Annotated in this window: 23 protein-coding genes; 15 read left to right on the plus strand and 8 right to left on the minus strand. The window is 42.7% G+C overall.

The features are described from left to right. Positions 1-19: 19 nt before the first annotated feature. From ABN702_RS07415 to ABN702_RS07425, 3 genes are all read left to right on the plus strand, one after another. Positions 20-190, plus strand: a complete 171-nt coding sequence (locus ABN702_RS07415) for a sulfurtransferase (RefSeq protein WP_417900077.1) — start codon at positions 20-22, stop codon at positions 188-190. Between the two features lie 69 nt (positions 191-259). Then, a complete protein-coding gene (locus ABN702_RS07420; protein WP_386638606.1) occupies positions 260-394 on the plus strand; it encodes a hypothetical protein in 135 nt (44 codons plus the stop codon). Positions 395-794: 400 nt separating this feature from the next. Further along, a complete protein-coding gene (locus ABN702_RS07425; RefSeq protein WP_417900078.1) occupies positions 795-1,667 on the plus strand; it encodes a 5'-3' exonuclease in 873 nt (290 codons plus the stop codon). 71 nt (positions 1,668-1,738) lie between these two features. Here ABN702_RS07425 and sspL read toward each other — a convergent pair whose 3' ends face one another. After that, positions 1,739-1,873 carry a small, acid-soluble spore protein L gene (sspL, locus tag ABN702_RS07430; RefSeq protein WP_204414512.1) on the minus strand — a complete coding sequence of 45 codons (135 nt, stop codon included), beginning with the start codon at positions 1,871-1,873 and terminating at the stop codon, positions 1,739-1,741. Between the two features lie 98 nt (positions 1,874-1,971). Between sspL and ABN702_RS07435 the strand changes: the two genes are divergently transcribed. Both ABN702_RS07435 and ABN702_RS07440 read left to right on the plus strand, forming a co-directional pair. Then, positions 1,972-2,460 carry a divergent PAP2 family protein gene (locus ABN702_RS07435; protein ID WP_417900851.1) on the plus strand — a complete coding sequence of 163 codons (489 nt, stop codon included), beginning with the start codon at positions 1,972-1,974 and terminating at the stop codon, positions 2,458-2,460. A 67-nt stretch (positions 2,461-2,527) separates the two neighbouring features. Further along, positions 2,528-2,800 (plus strand): DUF6123 family protein, encoded by a 273-nt coding sequence (locus ABN702_RS07440; RefSeq protein ID WP_417900079.1) that lies wholly within the window; start codon positions 2,528-2,530, stop codon positions 2,798-2,800. A 252-nt stretch (positions 2,801-3,052) separates the two neighbouring features. Here ABN702_RS07440 and ABN702_RS07445 read toward each other — a convergent pair whose 3' ends face one another. Continuing rightward, complete coding sequence (locus tag ABN702_RS07445; RefSeq protein WP_417900080.1) at positions 3,053-3,445, minus strand: reverse transcriptase-like protein; 393 nt, start codon at positions 3,443-3,445, stop codon at positions 3,053-3,055. Between the two features lie 164 nt (positions 3,446-3,609). Between ABN702_RS07445 and ABN702_RS07450 the strand changes: the two genes are divergently transcribed. Then, positions 3,610-4,263 (plus strand): reverse transcriptase-like protein, encoded by a 654-nt coding sequence (locus ABN702_RS07450; RefSeq protein WP_417900081.1) that lies wholly within the window; start codon positions 3,610-3,612, stop codon positions 4,261-4,263. A 17-nt stretch (positions 4,264-4,280) separates the two neighbouring features. Further along, positions 4,281-4,472, plus strand: coding sequence for a zinc-finger domain-containing protein (locus ABN702_RS07455; protein ID WP_417900082.1), 192 nt, complete (start codon positions 4,281-4,283; stop codon positions 4,470-4,472). A gap of 109 nt (positions 4,473-4,581) precedes the next feature. Here ABN702_RS07455 and ABN702_RS07460 read toward each other — a convergent pair whose 3' ends face one another. Next, complete coding sequence (locus tag ABN702_RS07460; protein ID WP_417900852.1) at positions 4,582-4,854, minus strand: DUF2564 family protein; 273 nt, start codon at positions 4,852-4,854, stop codon at positions 4,582-4,584. Between the two features lie 133 nt (positions 4,855-4,987). Then, positions 4,988-5,188: a cold-shock protein CspD gene (gene cspD, locus ABN702_RS07465; RefSeq protein ID WP_204414507.1), complete on the minus strand. Its 201-nt coding sequence runs from the start codon at positions 5,186-5,188 to the stop codon at positions 4,988-4,990. Positions 5,189-5,387: 199 nt separating this feature from the next. Here cspD and ABN702_RS07470 point away from each other — a divergent pair, with 199 nt between their 5' ends. Together ABN702_RS07470 and ABN702_RS07475 are read left to right on the plus strand one after the other, a co-directional pair. Beyond that, the gene (locus ABN702_RS07470; RefSeq protein WP_417900083.1) at positions 5,388-5,636 is read left to right on the plus strand and encodes a hypothetical protein; all 249 of its coding nucleotides are present in this window, start codon (positions 5,388-5,390) and stop codon (positions 5,634-5,636) included. Positions 5,637-5,735: 99 nt separating this feature from the next. After that, the gene (locus tag ABN702_RS07475; protein ID WP_417900084.1) at positions 5,736-7,907 is read left to right on the plus strand and encodes a DNA topoisomerase III; all 2,172 of its coding nucleotides are present in this window, start codon (positions 5,736-5,738) and stop codon (positions 7,905-7,907) included. A gap of 97 nt (positions 7,908-8,004) precedes the next feature. On the opposite strand, the gene ABN702_RS07480 is transcribed toward ABN702_RS07475, so the two are convergent. The 3 genes from ABN702_RS07480 to ABN702_RS07490 form a co-directional block, all read right to left on the minus strand. After that, positions 8,005-8,622: an FMN-binding negative transcriptional regulator gene (locus tag ABN702_RS07480; protein WP_417900085.1), complete on the minus strand. Its 618-nt coding sequence runs from the start codon at positions 8,620-8,622 to the stop codon at positions 8,005-8,007. Positions 8,623-8,763: 141 nt separating this feature from the next. Continuing rightward, entirely contained in the window at positions 8,764-8,907 is a 144-nt protein-coding gene (locus ABN702_RS07485; RefSeq protein WP_417900086.1) for a hypothetical protein, read from the minus strand. A 15-nt stretch (positions 8,908-8,922) separates the two neighbouring features. Next, positions 8,923-9,150, minus strand: a complete 228-nt coding sequence (locus ABN702_RS07490) for a DUF3892 domain-containing protein (RefSeq protein ID WP_417900087.1) — start codon at positions 9,148-9,150, stop codon at positions 8,923-8,925. 126 nt (positions 9,151-9,276) lie between these two features. Here ABN702_RS07490 and ABN702_RS07495 point away from each other — a divergent pair, with 126 nt between their 5' ends. After that, positions 9,277-9,957: a class I SAM-dependent methyltransferase gene (locus ABN702_RS07495; protein WP_417900088.1), complete on the plus strand. Its 681-nt coding sequence runs from the start codon at positions 9,277-9,279 to the stop codon at positions 9,955-9,957. 14 nt (positions 9,958-9,971) lie between these two features. Beyond that, positions 9,972-10,670 (plus strand): AIM24 family protein, encoded by a 699-nt coding sequence (locus tag ABN702_RS07500; protein WP_417900089.1) that lies wholly within the window; start codon positions 9,972-9,974, stop codon positions 10,668-10,670. Between the two features lie 55 nt (positions 10,671-10,725). Here ABN702_RS07500 and ABN702_RS07505 read toward each other — a convergent pair whose 3' ends face one another. Continuing rightward, positions 10,726-11,874: a diglucosyl diacylglycerol synthase gene (locus ABN702_RS07505; protein WP_417900853.1), complete on the minus strand. Its 1,149-nt coding sequence runs from the start codon at positions 11,872-11,874 to the stop codon at positions 10,726-10,728. Positions 11,875-12,141: 267 nt separating this feature from the next. On the opposite strand from ABN702_RS07505, the gene ABN702_RS07510 reads away from it, so the two are divergent. From ABN702_RS07510 to ABN702_RS07525, 4 genes are all read left to right on the plus strand, one after another. Then, on the plus strand, positions 12,142-13,776 hold the full coding sequence (locus ABN702_RS07510) for a formate--tetrahydrofolate ligase (protein ID WP_417900854.1): 1,635 nt from the start codon (positions 12,142-12,144) through the stop codon (positions 13,774-13,776). Positions 13,777-13,788: 12 nt separating this feature from the next. Continuing rightward, on the plus strand, positions 13,789-14,292 hold the full coding sequence (locus ABN702_RS07515) for a hypothetical protein (protein ID WP_417900090.1): 504 nt from the start codon (positions 13,789-13,791) through the stop codon (positions 14,290-14,292). A 66-nt stretch (positions 14,293-14,358) separates the two neighbouring features. Further along, positions 14,359-14,835 (plus strand): glutathione peroxidase, encoded by a 477-nt coding sequence (locus ABN702_RS07520; protein WP_417900091.1) that lies wholly within the window; start codon positions 14,359-14,361, stop codon positions 14,833-14,835. A 131-nt stretch (positions 14,836-14,966) separates the two neighbouring features. Continuing rightward, positions 14,967-15,824, plus strand: coding sequence for an amidohydrolase family protein (locus tag ABN702_RS07525; RefSeq protein WP_417900092.1), 858 nt, complete (start codon positions 14,967-14,969; stop codon positions 15,822-15,824). Positions 15,825-16,147: the final 323 nt, after the last annotated feature.

Here is a 16,147-nt window from a genome sequence, read left to right on the forward strand (position 1 = left end):
AAAAGGTCGCTTCTCCGATTTGGATCCTGAAAAAGAAGTGATTGTCTATTGTGGCTCTGGTGTGACAGCTTGTCCGAATGTGTTGGCACTAATGGAAGCTGGCTTCAGCAATGTAAAGCTTTATCCTGGCAGCTGGAGCGATTGGATCAGTTATGAAGACTTCCCAATTTCGGATAAGTCGAGAAAATAATTACCTCTCATGTAAAAGCCTTTCCCATCACAAACTATAAAAGACCAATATGTGATAGGGGGTTTTACGATGGGTCGTACGAAAAAAGGAAATGCAAATGCACAGCGCAACAATAACGCAAAACAAAAAGGCACCATGAATACCGAGTTTGCTTCTTATGCGGAATATGAAGCAGCCAAGATGACCAATAAAAAGAATCATTAATCTAATGATTTTTGGAGCACCTTTGCCTCACAAGCGTTGTTCTTGATAGTAGAAAGCCTGATCACAGCGGAAAAACCGTTGGGTCAGGCTTTTTTACATTAGCTCTTTTCGTAAAGATGGTTGCTTTAAAAATAGGGCTTGGTTAAAGATAAGATATCAACTTTAAACACCCTGTTGGTCTCCGTTCCAGGCGTTCGCTTATCCTAAGGCTCCCATCCGTCCCCGGGGAATCTTGTGTCCGCAGAGGAAATCAACGGTCTACATTTGTTGTGTAAATTATATCAAAGTAACAATAATGAATGCGAAAACGGCCTTTACATTAGATTCCATTCTTCCTCTCTTAAAAGTGGGACAGAAATATGATATAATCAAAATCGCGTAAACGAGAGGAGAAGATCAGATGAATAAAAAAGTACTTCTAATAGATGGCATGGCCTTATTATTTCGTTCCTTTTTTGCAACCAGTGTATATAACAGGTTCATGTATACCTCCAATGGAATTCCCACCAATGCGGTGCAGGGGTTTGTGAAGCATATGATCTCATCCATGGAAGCATTCAATCCGACACATGTTGTTTGCTGCTGGGATATGGGCAGTAAGACCTTCCGTACGGAAATGTTTGATGAGTATAAGGCAAATCGCCCGGCACCACCTCAAGAACTGATTCCCCAATTCGACCTGGTTAAAGAAGTGGTAGAAGCTTTTGATATCCCGAATATTGGACTTGCTGGCTATGAAGCTGACGATTGCCTGGGTACGCTTGCAAAAAGCTACAGCCAGGAGGCAGAAGTCATCATTTTAACTGGGGACCAGGACGTTCTGCAGCTTATCACCGAGAATGTAAAAGTAGCACTGCTGCAAAAGGGTTATGGCAATTATGAAGTGTTGGATGAAAATGGCTTCTATGAGAAAAAGGGCCTCACTCCAAGACAGTTGATTGATCTGAAAGCAATCATGGGAGACTCTAGCGACAATTATCCTGGAGTAAAAGGGATTGGAGAGAAGACGGCATCCAAACTGTTGATGGAGTTCCAAACAGTGGAAGGGATATTGGAAAATATTCATTCCCTTACAAAGAGTCAACGTCAAAAGTTTGAAGATAGCCTCGAGCTTCTGCACCTTTCGCGGGAACTTGCAACAATCAAATGTGATGTGCCAATTTCCTGTGACCTTCCTTTGGCCACAATTACCATAGACCGTACCAAGGTCATGACCAAATTTGAAGAGCTGGAGTTCAATGGACTTCATACGTTTGTCAGCAGAGTTTGTTAATAGCAAAGAAGATGATTCACGGATGAGTCATCTTCTTTTTTATGTCTGTAAAAAGCTACTTCTACATATACTTATCTTTTTGTGTTGCTCTTTTTTGCATTGTTTTCAAGTTTGGATTTCGGTTCCTCTGAAAATTCCTGTCCATATCCTTGTGGATTTACCCCTGGTGCTGCTTTTCCCTTGTTGGCTGATTTGTTTCTGCTCATTCTCTCACCTCCATTGCTTCTAGTTTTCCTTTTTTGCACAATAAATATGTTGCATACAAGAACACTTCCCATTGAAAACTAAGGATGAGGTGATGGATTTGAACAGAGCACTGAAGATTGCGCTGGGTGCGATAATGCTTGCCCAATTCATAAAAATACCAATTAAATATAAAAGGACCGGAAGATGGGAGTGGACCACTTTTTTTGAAACCGGAGGAATGCCAAGCTCCCATTCAGCAGGTGTATCCGCGCTTGCCACATTTATCGCCATCAAAAGGGGATTCAGAACCGTGGACTTTGCACTTTCAAGCATCTTTGGACTGATTGTGATGTATGATGCCCAGGGAGTTCGGAGGCAAACAGGGGAAATTACACTGGCTGTCAACGATTTGGCAGAAAAACTGGATAAATTGGAAGGTAAACCTGAGAAAAATGTCCATGATAAAATTGAGAAGCGCTTGAAGGAGCGTTTGGGACATCAACCTGAAGAGGTCATCGGAGGCGCACTTTTCGGGGTCCTTCTCGGTGTTTTAGGGATATTGTTTTTGCCCAAAACCAGGAAATATGATTGGCTGGAAAAACTTTAATAGGCATCCGACAAATTTTGCGGTAAGATAAATACAGATGATTGATTAGAATAAGGATGGATTTCTAATGAAAAGTACATTAAGTACAGAAGAATACATTGAACAGCTTACCGCAAAAGGATTTGTCTTCCGCGAGGATTCTCTTGGGTTCATAGAATTCGGAAAGCACTATACTGCAAGTTCAGATTATTTAGTCAATGTGGCCATCGAGATCACCCTTAAGGCACAAAAGCAGTTTGATGGCAGCTTTTTCGTATCTTTATTGGAAATGCTGAAAGCCGAAAAGATCGAAACCAAGCATGCGGCTTTTCAATTGGTGAAGGATAAGAATATTATGTAACTTAGCTCTTCATCTTTCTGGTGAAGAGCTTTTTCTTGCTGTAACTGAGGAAAAAGGCTCGTCATAACGTCGATGAAGAGCTTTTCGAAACCGGAACAGAGGTAAAAATCTCATCATAACGTCGATGAAGAGCTTTTCGAAACCGGACCTAAGGTAAAAATCTCATCATAACGTCGATGAAAAGCTTTTCGAAGCCGGATCAAAAGTAAAAAACCTGTCATCATACCGCTGAACATCTTTTCATAACAACTTCTATTCCCCATTCTTCAGTATCGCTTTCCGCGACAGTTCATCCGCCACTTTGTTCTGTTTGCTTGGTATCCATTTGATGAAAAATAAGTCAAATTCATCCACAAGCTTCAGCGACTGTTCAAGGAGCTGGCGATAGGGCTCCTTCTTGGCAAATCTCTTCTCCACCGCAGCCTCCACAGCCTGGGAATCCGTTCTGAAAGAGACAATTGTATAGTTCTGTTTCTGGCAGATTTCCAATGCATGAAGGAGCGCATGGAATTCCGCCTCATGGTTGGACATATTCCCAAGTGGTATCGCATACTGCTCTGCGCCGCCATGACCTTTAATAAATATCCCTGCTCCTGATGGCCCCGGGTCTCCAGCACTTGCTCCATCTATGTAAACTTCAATCATGTCCTCTCTCCCTTTACAAACATATTCTAGGCGTTCCTGTGATAAGATAAGAATACACAACTTAGTTCCGTTAGGAAAGATAGAATTTTTTTGGATTATCGCCCTGTTTCACCGGGTACAGGTGGGGTATAATCCTGTATAAATGTTGGAGAGGGGCATAACGCGTGAAAGTGACGGTGGAATGGCATTACCAAACGCCAAGACATATAGAAACCATATTCCGAAGCGAGGAAATGGATAGCAGGCTTGCTCTGCGCCTAGCCGAGGACATTGAAAAAACTGGAAGGGTGAAACAGTTATATTTCCACGATCAAAAAGGGGAAGAATGGACGAAAAAAGAGCTCCTGAAATGGATCAAACAAAGTGAGGAAGGTATCTCGGATGTTATCGCATTTTTCGATGGGGGCTATGATGTGGACACTAGGCTGGCCGGAATCGGAAATGTCGTGTATTATAATCAGAATAGAAAAGACTATAGATACCGGATCAATGCCCGCCTGGAGGAACTGGAGTCCAACAACGAAGCGGAATACGCAGCCTTTTATTATCTTGTACAACAGCTTGAGAACCTCGGCGTGAGGGCGATGGAAGTGACATTCAAAGGTGATTCACTCGTAGTCCTGAACCAGCTCTCTGGAGAATGGCCCTGCTATGACGAACTTTTCAACCGCTGGCTGGATAAAATAGAAGAAAAGCTGAAGAGCCTTAAAATAAGACCGGTCTATGAACCGGTAACACGAAAAGAGAACGAGGAAGCGGATAGACTTGCTCGTCAGGCACTCGAAGGAATACCAATAGAAAGTAATCTGTTATTGTAGCTAAGGAAGTGACGACGTTGATAAATCGAAAGAAGATATTGATGGAAGTTGGTGAGATTTTAGACAAATATTGTACGGAATGCTTGGTCAAGCAAACCCTGCGAAAGGATTATGGAAAAAACCATGCCCAGTCCTTCTGCATCAATGAATGTACAGTAGGTGCTGAAATTAAGATCCTGGGAGATCAATTGGTTCACAGGAATGAATAGGAGACCATATGCACATGATTGGCTGAAACTATAGCTGATTGTGTGCTTTTGTATGTAAAGCAAAAAATGGAGTCATCCTTAATTAAGGATGACTCCCATTAACCACTCGTTATTTCTTCGCTTCAGAAAGCTGATGCTCGCATTGAGCCAATGTCAGTTCCGCATTCTGAAGGAAATCGGTATCCATCCCTGTTCCATGGCTTTTCGCATCATTTAAAAGGCTTCTTGCATTGGAAATAGCTCGTTCAGCATGCTCCATTGATTCCGGATCCAAGCTCATGGTCGCGGAACCAACCATCTTCTCGGCGGATTGAATGGATACCTCCACCTGCATGAGATCATTATATCCTGTGTGAATATCGTTTGATTGATTATTGTCCATCATTACGCCTCCTTCTGTTGTTAGAATCGCTCAGAACAATGGAAGATATGCATGGATGAAAAGAAATTTAACAAAAGAAAAAAGAGGCCATCACAGCCTCTTTTCAAAAACTTATATGTGTTTGGTCGTTAGATTATAATTTCGTAACGTTTGCAGCTTGTGGTCCACGGTTGCCTTCTACGATTTCAAAAGAAACTTCTTGGCCTTCTTCTAAAGACTTGAAGCCGTCACCTTGGATTGCTGAGAAGTGTACGAATACGTCGTCTCCACCTTCTACTTCAATAAATCCGAAACCTTTTTCATTGTTGAACCATTTTACTTTACCGTTTTGCATTGTTTCTTTTCCTCCTAAAAATAGCGCACCATGTGCTTTGAAAGTAGATTATCATTGTCCTCGCTTTTCCTTAAAAAGAAAGCGGTTAAATGACACTTTCACTATACAATATATGCCTCATCAAGGTCAAGAATTCTAAAAAATACGAGTGCTAAACCTCTTCTTTTTTCATAAATTAAATAAAAAGGGAGGATTAGCTATGCTGAGAACCACGTATGAGCATCAAGAAGTCATTCTTCGTATTAAGCAGAACCTTACACGCTACACTTTGGATGATGATAAGATTTACGAGGTCCTGCAACAGGTTATGGGAATTATTCTTAAAAAGGAGAACTTCGCAATAAATGTGGAAGAGAAGTATCTGATTATTGGGGATACACAGCAAAGTGCCTATCCTTTGATTACGGTCCTTCAAATTGTTCCAATCCGCAATATGGTCTCTCTGTAAAATCCTATACAAACAAATGTTTTCCTTTTATAATAAATGGAGGAAAGGAGATTACGCTTTCCTGCATTTATTTTGTTTTAGAGCGGAGTGAAGCATGTTGTGAAATTGATTATTGCGGAAAAACCTGACCAAGGATTAAAGCTGGCTGCTCCATTTTCTCCCAAGAAAAGAGACGGCTATGTAGAAATCCCACCTCAACCGATGTTCCCGGGCGGTGCACTGTTGACCTGGGCTGTAGGACATCTCTGCGAACTGCTGTCCCCGGAAGAATATGATCCCTCATGGAAGCGCTGGTCCTTACAAACTCTCCCCATATTACCCGACCGATTCCAACACAAAGTATCAAAATCGAAATGGAAGCAATTTAAGGTTGTCAAAGAGCTGATCCACAAAAGGGAAGTAGATGAAATCATCATGGCAGGCGATGCCGAGCGCGAAGGGGAGGCCATCATCCGTATCATTTTGACAGTGGCAAAATGCAATAAACCCTTGAAACGGCTATGGATTTCCTCCCTCACACCCAAGGCGGTCCAGAAAGGCTTTGAAAACCTTCTGGAGGAAAAGCAGACAAGAAGCATCTACCATGAAGCATTAAGCAGATCTTGTGCAGACTGGCTGATTGGAATGAATGCTTCCAGAGCATATACCCTTCTTCTTCAGCAAAAGGGGGTATCGGATGTGTTCTCAACTGGCAGGGTTCAGACACCGACACTGGCACTGATTGTAAAAAGGGAATTGGAAATCGAAAACTTCCAATCAAAACCCTTTTGGGAGGTATTGGCGACATTCAATATGGACGGCAAAATGTATAAGGGAAAATGGCACAAGGATGGGGAATCCAGACTCGAGGACCCGGAGCTTGCCAAAAAGATTGTGCAATTTTGCAACGGAAAAGAGGCCAGAATAGATACGATTGAAAAGGAAAGAAAAGAGTTCCTGCCGCCATTTCTGTTTAATCTATCCTCCCTACAGGCCACTGCGAACAGCATGTACAAGTTTTCTCCTCAAAAAACGCTGGAGATTGCTCAAAAGCTTTACGTAAAAGGCATCATTTCGTACCCGCGTTCCGACTCGAGCTTTGTGACAAAGGAAGAGGCGTCCATGTTCCCGGAAACACTGCAGAAGCTTAGCCAGTACTCGGAATTTAAGGAGTATTTTCCGTTGCCGTTCCAATCGGTGATGAACAATAAAAGAGTCGTGAACGATAAAAAGGTGACAGACCACTATGCCATCATTCCAACCGAGCAAGTGAAAGATCCTTCCAAAATGTCACCCGAAGAGGAGAAAATCTATTCACTCATCGTAAAAAGGCTCATCGCAGCGCACTATGATAAAGCTATCTTTGACTACACGACCATCCATACCCTGGTGGAGGAGCGAGCGACCTTTCTTTCCAAGGGTAAGGAAGAAGTGCAGACAGGCTGGAGAAAAGTGATTTATGACAACAAAAAGGAAAAAGAAAGCGATGAGGAAGAACAGGATCTTCCTTCTCTTCAGGACGGAGAAAAAGGGTTCGTGCATGATGTGAAGGTGAAGGACGGCAAAACGCAGCCTCCCAAAAGATATACGGAAGGCCAGCTAATTACTGTCATGAAGACAGCTGGAAAACACCTCGAAGACGGCGAACTGACAAAGGTTCTGAACAAAACGGAGGGCTTGGGTACGGAGGCGACCCGAGCAGGCATCATTGGTGTATTGAAGGAGCGCAAATACATTGAAGTAAGGAAGAACCAGGTATTCGCAACCAATAAAGGAAAGCTTCTCATCCAGTCGATCGGACCAAGCATACTTGCCAGTCCGGAAATGACCGCCAAATGGGAGCAGCGCCTGCATGAAATAGGTGAAGGAAAAGCATCAGCTGAAGAATTCATGGAACAGGCAAAAAAACTTTCCCTTAAACTGATTGACGACGCACAAAAGCAAAGCGCGGAATGGTCCTTTGAAGGCATGGATCTCAGTGAGTTCAAAAGGGAAAGAGGCGGCAGGAAGGGACGTGCATCGGTTGGAGCAAAAGTCGGAAAATGTATGAAATGTGACGGCGAAGTGGTGGATAAAGGGACTTTCTATGGCTGTTCCAACTACAGCAAGACCCAATGCAATTTTACCATCTCCAAAAAAATCCTTGGTAAATCCATTTCATCCACAAATGCAAAAAAACTGTTGGCCGGCGGAAGAACCGATGAAATCAAAGGATTCAAAAAAGGGGAAAAAGTATTTAATGCTGCATTGGAATGGAAAGAAGATAAGGTGCAGTTTGTATTTGAGAAGTAGGGTACTTTCGTCTTGGAGCAATTGAATGCTAAGAGGGGATTGTTCGATTCCCTATTGAAAAACGCTCAGACGTAATAGTCTGGGCGTTTTCTCTGTTCTAACTTTTCATTTGATTCTGCATCAATTGAGCAATCTCCCGGGAATCATATGCGTTCTGCTTCATTAGCTGAGTAATGACTCTTTCTTTCCGTTCCTTGGAGTGGTGCTGATTCAGCTTCCATTTCCCTTCTAGTTTGTCTACCGTTAAACGGATTCCGACAATCCCGTTTAACATGCTGTCCACCGTTTCTTCATTTTCTTCTAATTTCCATGGTTTATCGAAGCCAGCTTCATAGAAATCTGTTGCAGATTTTAATATTTCTTTCATTGATTGCGAGTCCGTCAGAATTTCAACTCGACCTTGTGCATGTGCACTGACATAATTCCAAGTTGACACCGTTCCCGGCTCCTCGTACCAGCTAGCGGAAATATACGCATGTGGACCGGTGAAAACGGCCAAAGCCGTCTCGCCATCTAGTGTTTTCCAATGAGGATTTGCTTTTGCCATATGGGTGATCAAGGTGATACTTTCTTCGTCTTCTTTTACGATAAAAGGGAGATGTGTCGCTGTCTGGTGATCACCGTCCTGTGAGAAAAGGACTCCGAAACTGTTGTTCCTTATAAATTCGATAATTTCATCCTGACTTTCGTTTTTGAATTGTTTTGGTATGTACATGATGGAAGGTTCCCCCGGTTTGATGTTAGTTTTATTGTTATTATAAAGGAACGCGACGGGGAAGTGGGGCAAAATGAGAATAAGATCGGAAATAAAAAAGCACACGGCAACCACCTAGCCGCATGCATTCTCCAATATCCTTTATAGTTCCGTTTTGTCCTTCTGGTCTTTATTGCGCTTATTGCCCTTGCTATTATCACCGGCAACATGCTTGCTGGAGCTGATGCTGTCCCCGGTAGGACTGTTCTGATTTTTGCTTCCACCACGGTTATATTTCTTTGTCATATAAGATTCGCTCCTTTAAGAGAATGTGGGTAACTGATCCAGATTGTTGGTAGGGTCGCCGTCTGCATTGCCCCGGATATACATCTCGCCGTCTTTGCCTTTAAATACATTGGCACCGAGAACCGCACCATTATTGACGGCCAACAACGCTTCTTCATAGGAGAGTACGTTGCCGGAAGAAGTTTTAAACTTTACAATGTCTCCATCTCCGTTCTTTTGAACAGCAACAAAAGTTTCGCTCATCCTGCACACCTCCTTTTCTTTATGCTACTAATCTGTCCCAGATGAATGAATTTATTCTAAAAGCAAAGAAGAGGATATCCCGACACAAATAGAGAAGTAAAGAATGGAAAGGCAGGCTGAATAAACATGAAATCATTTGACTGGATTCAGGAAACAGAAAAGAAATGGAATGAGAATGCCGATTTCTGGCATGAAAATAGTGAAAATATGTGGTTGAAAGGGAGCAGGAGCACCATCATCCCATTCATCAGAGAAAGGTTGACTTCAGGCTCGCAGATTCTTGATGCAGGCTGCGGCGACGGTTTTGGATCCTACCTACTAGCCGAAAACTCCTATAAGGTGACAGGAATCGATATAGCGGAAAAGATGATCTCCCATGCAAAAGAAAAGCGGAAACACCTGAATGTAACCTTCCATAAGGCAGACCTGACCAAGCTGCCATTCGAAAGAGGTCAATATGATGCGGTCATGGCCATCAACTCCATTGAATGGGTCGAACAGCCACTAGACGTCCTTGAAGAATTCCACAGGGTTACAAAGGAAAAAGGTTTTCTGTTTTTAGGACTTCTTGGTCCGACTGCTGGACCACGTGCAAACAGTTTTCCAAGACTATTTGGAAATAAAGCGATCTGCAATACGATGATGCCTTGGGAATTCGAGCAGCTGGCACAGGAAAATGGCTGGGAACTTTTAGACGGTATGCCCGTATATAAGGAAGAAGCGAAAAAGGTGGATGTGACAGGTCTACCTAGACACCTGAAGCAGGCATTGACGTTCATGTGGGTGTTTATGCTGCAAAAAAGATAAAGGGGCGTGTTTGTATGTCAAAGTACTCCATCGATCAGTTTATCCAAAAAAGCAAGCAGGTTGATAAGGGGCAGGGGCTATTCGAGCTCGAAACAGAAAGAATCCTGGAGATTAACCTAGACGGGGAGATCTGGGCCAAGATGGGTTCGATGATTTCCTATGATGGAAAAATAAAATTTGAAAGAGAAGGCATCCTGGAACACGGTTTTGGCAGGCTCGTGAAAAAAGCATTTACCGGAGAAGGTTCTCAATTGATGAGGGCAACGGGTTCCGGGAAGCTATATGTTGCCGATCAAGGAAAGAAGATTACCATATTGGACCTTCAGGGGGAGAGCATCTTCATCAATGGGAATGACCTCCTTGCATTTGAAAAAGGCTTGGACTGGGATATCAAGCTTATGCGGAAAATTGCCGGCATGATGGCAGGTGGACTATTCAATATCAGGCTTGAGGGGAATGGGATGGTGGCCTTTACCTCACACTACGAGCCACTAACACTGATGGTTCATCCTGGACACCCGGTATACACGGATCCAAATGCAACAGTCGCCTGGTCAGGAAATCTTGAACCGGAATTTGTCACTGATATTCAGCTGAAAACGTTTTTTGGCAGAGGCAGCGGCGAGTCGATTCAGATGAAATTTTCAGGGAGTGGCTTTGTGGTCGTTCAGCCATATGAAGAGGTTGTTTATTCGCAAAATACTCAAAGTTAATCCGTCGTGAATATCCAAAAAAGCAGATAGGCAAAACCTATCTGCTTATTTTCGTTTAGACGGATTTTCTTAATACATAATCAAGGGAGATCTTTTCACTTTCCTCTAAAACGTCATCGATAATAGTGTCTGATGCATAAGGAAGATGCAGATTTTGCAGGGAGTCTTTTATGACTTGTTGTAGTTTAGGGTCTTCGAGCAACATATTTACGGCTTCAAGCAATCTTTCCTTTTTCTCCACCAATATTGCCGCACCTTTTTCCTGAAAGAAAAAGGCATTTTCTTTTTCCTGACCAGGAACAGGTTTGTACAAAATAACCGGTGTTCCAATGGCACAAATCTCTGAAAGGGTAATGCCGCCTGGCTTTGTCACAATACAATCGGCGATCCTGAACAGTTCATCAATACTTTCCACAAACCCGTGTGATTGAAATTTAGCAGGATGCAAAGATTCAAATGCCTCCAATTCTTTTTGCAGCATCTTGTTGTTTCCGCAAACTACAAGTATTTGATAATTTGTTGTGGAAAGAATATCTTCACAGATCTTATATATATCTTTCAACACACCATGTGCCCCAGCAAGTATCAGCAAAAGCTTTTTGTTACTATCTATCTTATATTTTTCAATAATTGGTTCAAGGGGAGGGTGGTATTCGAAGTTGGAGCGGATCGGAATGCCACTGACCATGATTTTTTTGTCATGGATATTTAACTTAAGGAGTTCTTCTTTCAGACTAGGAGTTGCAACATAATACTTATCCACTTCACTGTGCAGCCAAAGTCGATGCAGACAAAAATCCGTCAGTATTGTGAAAGTAGGGATGACGATACCTGTTTTCTTACGGAATTCCGGTACTGCATGGATTGGGAACGTGTTGATGAGAATGTCCGGCTGCATTTCATCGATCAGCAGACTGAGACGGTTTAAACCGTAATAGGCATACCATCTCCAGAGTTTTTTATCGTAAACTTTATTCGTACCATAGTAAAAAAGGCGATACATCTGTTTTCCGACTGTAAAACTCTTTTTATAAAGCTTTTCTGTAACTTCAGTGACAACAGGATGAGATTCGGAATAGAGGTTACAGATTGTCACATCCGTTATACCCTTGCTGATACAAGTCTGTTGCAGTGAATGAGCTACTTGCAAATGTCCATTGCCATATGCAGCAGTCAGTATCAAAATTTTCGGGTTTTTATGTATCATGAATTGACCTCCCTAAACGGTGTTTTGGTTTTCCTCTTTAACGTAGCACCCATATGTAAGACTAGTATGACTGAATGTTAAAATTTATCTGAAATTTTGTTAATATTCTGTAAATATGATAGGTGGCTTGATCATTAGTAGTTGAATCAAAAAGTGGTACAATAACGAGTATGAAAAATATTATTTCTATCTGGTGGGGGAATGAATGTGAAGCATACAAAAACAGTTGTGCCGTCTGATATTGAGATAGCACAAAAGGCATCCATGAAGAAAATTTTCGAAATCGCAAATGGACTGGACATCGAAGAAGAGGAGCTCGAGCCTTATGGGCGATATAAAGCGAAGTTGTCCTTGAATATTTTAAAAAGGTTACATACGAAAGAAAACGGGAAATTGATACTGGTTACAGCCATCAACCCTACACCTGCTGGAGAAGGGAAATCCACTGTAACGGTAGGACTTGGTCAAGCCTTACATAAATTAGGCAAAAAAGCTGTCATTGCGATGAGGGAGCCTTCTTTAGGACCTACTATGGGGATGAAGGGTGGCGCCACTGGCGGGGGCTTTTCACAGGTTTTGCCGATGGAGGATATCAATCTACATTTTACAGGCGACCTCCATGCCATTACGACTGCTAACAACGCCCTTGCTGCCATGATTGACAATCATATTCATCAAGGAAATCAGCTGCAGATTGATACGAGAAGAATTACCTGGAAGCGGGTGGTCGACCTCAATGACCGTGCATTGCGTAAGGTAGTTATCGGTCTTGGAGGACCTGTGCAGGGAGTTCCGAGAGAGGACGGTTTTGATATAACGGTTGCCTCAGAGATAATGGCGGTATTCTGCCTAGCAAAAGACCTAAGTGATCTTAAAGAGCGCCTATCCCGTATTGTGGTGGCATACGACATCCATAAAAAACCGATAACAGCGAAAGACCTGAATGTGGAAGGTGCACTGACACTGTTATTAAAAGATGCACTTCAACCGAATCTGGTTCAGACATTGGAGCACACGCCAGCCATCATTCATGGTGGCCCTTTTGCAAATATCGCTCATGGGTGCAATAGTGTGATCGCTACACAGATGGCTGCAAAACTTGGTGATTATGTGGTGACAGAAGCAGGATTCGGTGCGGATCTTGGCGCAGAAAAATTCCTGCATATAAAGACACCGTCGCTTGGGTTCAACCCTGAGGTGGTAGTCATTGTGGCAACCATCCGAGCATTGAAAATGCATGGCGGCGTATCAAAAGATAACCTAAAAGAAGAGAATGTAGAAGCGCTGAAAAATGGTATTGCCAACCTAAAAAAACATATTGAAACCATCCAAAGCTTTGGTCTTCCATTCGTAGTTGCGTTAAATGAATTTGTTACCGATACCGAAATGGAGGTTTCTTTCGTACTTGACTGGTGCAGAGAACACAACATTCCGATCTCGCTGACACAAGTATGGGAAAAAGGCGGAGATGGTGGTGTGGCCTTGGCCCAGAATGTTTTGGAGCAAATAGAGAAAAAGCAGACCGCCTTCACACCGCTGTACAAGCAAGAGGATACACTTGAACAGAAACTCCAGAGCATTGCAGTAAACGTATATGGCGCAAAAGGAATCGAGCTATTGCCTGCTGCCAAAAAACAGCTGCAGCAGATTGAGGGGGAAGGCTGGGGCAAGCTTCCTGTATGCATGGCAAAAACACAGTACTCCTTAAGTGATGATGCCAAAAAGCTAGGCAGGCCGGAGGATTTTGTCATCACCATCAGAGAGCTGAAGCCTTCTGTTGGAGCGGGTTTCATTGTCGCTTTGACTGGAAGTATCATGACTATGCCTGGACTTCCGAAGGAGCCTGCTGCACTGAAAATGGATGTGGATGAAGAAGGCAAGGCTGTAGGTATATTCTAAAAGGGGAAGGGGATGAAACGAATGTTTGATCCTACTGTATTTGATAACTTGAAAGTCGTTATAGAGGGAGCGATTTATGACCTTGATCTGGATGGAGAGCTTCAGGTTGTCAATCGACGAGACCTGGTCGACCTCGCGAACATGTCCAGGCGGTTTTCAATGGATATCGCAGTTTCTGCAAAAATGTTAGGAAGGGTCGAGCTCTCCAGCGATTTGGAAAATATTTCTGGTGAACTCCTTAAAAGACTGGACAGACCGGGATGCTCAGTGACAGTTTCTTTTTTTCAGGAAGTCAAAAGAAGCTCGATGATCAAAGAGAAATTGGAACAATGGAAGAAAGAGATACAGGAGATATGGGGCGAAAGCTGGGAAATCGAACTTTCTTCTACTGAAACCCTTGATCCGAATCAGTCATTGAAGCTATCGGCGACCATCAGATTCGACCGTCTTTTCTACGAGGAAAATATCGATGACCTAGAGGAGCTCCTCCCGTACATGATGAGCACATTGAGGTAAGCCTATTATTAGACAAAACGAATTTCCTTCCATCATAATAAAGAAAAAACAACAGAGGTGATCAGTTTGTCTATTTATGAATATACTGCCAAAGATTTAAAAGGTAACGAAGTTCCTTTAAGTGAGTACAGGGACTATGTGGTTCTGATTGTGAATACGGCAAGCAAATGCGGCTTTACCCCTCAATATGAAGAGCTGGAGCAGCTATATAAGGAATACTGCGACCAGAAGTTTATGATATTGGGCTTCCCGTGTAACCAGTTTGGGAACCAGGAGCCAGGAAGTGAAGAGGATATCAATGAGTTCTGTCAGGTGAACTATGGGGTAACTTTTCCGATGTTCGCAAAAGTGGATGTGAATGGGGATGATGCCCATCCATTATTCGACTACTTAAAAGATAATGCCAAAGGACTCCTGGGGTCCAAGGCTGTCAAATGGAACTTTACGAAATTTCTTGTAAACCGAAATGGGGAAGTGGTCGACAGGATTGCGTCTGCCACAAGTCCACTTAAAATGAAAAGTGATATTGAAGCATTACTATAATAATTAATTGGGATATCAACGATCTATTTTGTTGAATACTATTACAAAAATCCTTTCCGTTATGGAAAGGATTTTTGAGTATTACTATCGAATTAATAATAATACTATTATGTCAAGAAAGGAGTAACCGTTTGAAAATCATTGATGCACATGTGCATTTTTCAGAAATAGCAAGTTTTCATGATACCGCAAAACGCCTTTCCAATCTATCATATTCCTATGATGGACTGCTTCAGGAATGGAGGGAGCATCATGTGGTAGGCGGAGTGGCGATGGGGGTCACTGAAACAGTACATAACGGATTTCCTGATTATCAGAGCAATACCCCTATGGGATTGGATCTGGCTGCGTCCATTCCTAAAAATCTGGTGTATTGCCCAGGAATCAACCCTTTCAAAATGGAAGAACAAAATTTACAAAAGCTGGAGCTTGAATTACTGAGACCGGATGTTGCAGGTATCAAAATCTATCTGGGTTATTATCCAATATTTGCATATGATGAAATATACACGCCGGTCTATAGGTTGGCAGCAAAGTATAATGTGCCTGTGGTCTTTCATACTGGTGATACATACTCCGAACGCGGCCTGTTGAAATATTCCCATCCTCTGACGCTTGATGAGGTCGCTGTAAAGAATCGGGATGTAACGTTTGTCATGGCCCATTTCGGGGATCCCTGGGTGCTTGATGGAGCGGAAGTCGTGTACAAAAACAGGAATATGTATGCTGATCTCTCCGGATTGATTATTGGAACGGAAGCGGAAATCGACAGGCATAGAAGAACGCGGTTTCTGAACCATCTGCTGCATGCACTTGATTATTGCGATCATTACGAGAAGCTGATGTTTGGAACCGATTGGCCTTTAATAGGAGTAGGGGCTTATATCGATTTCATAAAGGGGATCATTCCCGAAGAATTTCATCATGATGTTTTTTATCAAACGGCACTTAAAGTTTTTCCAAAATTAAAAAGTAATTTGATTGAATGAAAAATAGAATACTGTGTTAAATAATAAGTTGATTTGCACGATACTCGATATAGGTTGGAGCAATAGGCTCCACAACCGCCTCACTGTAGCTGAACCTAGTGAAGAAATCAACAACGGTGGTTAACAGAGATCCTCCTATAAGAGATTTACACCCTGAGAAATGAAAATATAGTGAGGACGTTATGCGTTACCTGCCTCCCCTGTTGATTGGAGTGCAAGGTGTGAGACTCCTGCGGGAGATAGCGGTAGACTTGAGACCCCGCAGGCATGCCGAGGAGGCTCAAGCATCGCCCCGCGGAAAGCGAATACCTGGAACGGAAATC

Origin of the sequence: Bacillus haimaensis (genome assembly GCF_048270625.1) — a bacterium.
Lineage (GTDB): Bacteria > Bacillota > Bacilli > Bacillales > Bacillaceae_I > Sutcliffiella_A > Sutcliffiella_A haimaensis.

Bases quoted from the DNA above. Each gene is read 5' to 3' on its own strand.
- ABN702_RS07515 (WP_417900090.1), top strand. From the start codon at position 13,789: ATGAAACGAATGTTTGATCCTACTGTATTTGATAACTTGAAAGTCGTT.
- ABN702_RS07445 (WP_417900080.1), bottom strand. From the start codon at position 3,445: ATGATTGAAGTTTACATAGATGGAGCAAGTGCTGGAGACCCGGGGCCA.
- ABN702_RS07440 (WP_417900079.1), top strand. From the start codon at position 2,528: ATGAAAAGTACATTAAGTACAGAAGAATACATTGAACAGCTTACCGCA.
- ABN702_RS07420 (WP_386638606.1), top strand. From the start codon at position 260: ATGGGTCGTACGAAAAAAGGAAATGCAAATGCACAGCGCAACAATAAC.
- ABN702_RS07480 (WP_417900085.1), bottom strand. From the start codon at position 8,622: ATGTACATACCAAAACAATTCAAAAACGAAAGTCAGGATGAAATTATC.
- ABN702_RS07510 (WP_417900854.1), top strand. From the start codon at position 12,142: ATGAAGAAAATTTTCGAAATCGCAAATGGACTGGACATCGAAGAAGAG.
- ABN702_RS07485 (WP_417900086.1), bottom strand. From the start codon at position 8,907: ATGACAAAGAAATATAACCGTGGTGGAAGCAAAAATCAGAACAGTCCT.
- ABN702_RS07500 (WP_417900089.1), top strand. From the start codon at position 9,972: ATGTCAAAGTACTCCATCGATCAGTTTATCCAAAAAAGCAAGCAGGTT.
- ABN702_RS07470 (WP_417900083.1), top strand. From the start codon at position 5,388: ATGCTGAGAACCACGTATGAGCATCAAGAAGTCATTCTTCGTATTAAG.
- ABN702_RS07460 (WP_417900852.1), bottom strand. From the start codon at position 4,854: ATGGACAATAATCAATCAAACGATATTCACACAGGATATAATGATCTC.
- ABN702_RS07495 (WP_417900088.1), top strand. From the start codon at position 9,277: ATGAAATCATTTGACTGGATTCAGGAAACAGAAAAGAAATGGAATGAG.
- ABN702_RS07425 (WP_417900078.1), top strand. From the start codon at position 795: ATGAATAAAAAAGTACTTCTAATAGATGGCATGGCCTTATTATTTCGT.
- ABN702_RS07490 (WP_417900087.1), bottom strand. From the start codon at position 9,150: ATGAGCGAAACTTTTGTTGCTGTTCAAAAGAACGGAGATGGAGACATT.
- sspL (WP_204414512.1), bottom strand. From the start codon at position 1,873: ATGAGCAGAAACAAATCAGCCAACAAGGGAAAAGCAGCACCAGGGGTA.
- cspD (WP_204414507.1), bottom strand. From the start codon at position 5,188: ATGCAAAACGGTAAAGTAAAATGGTTCAACAATGAAAAAGGTTTCGGA.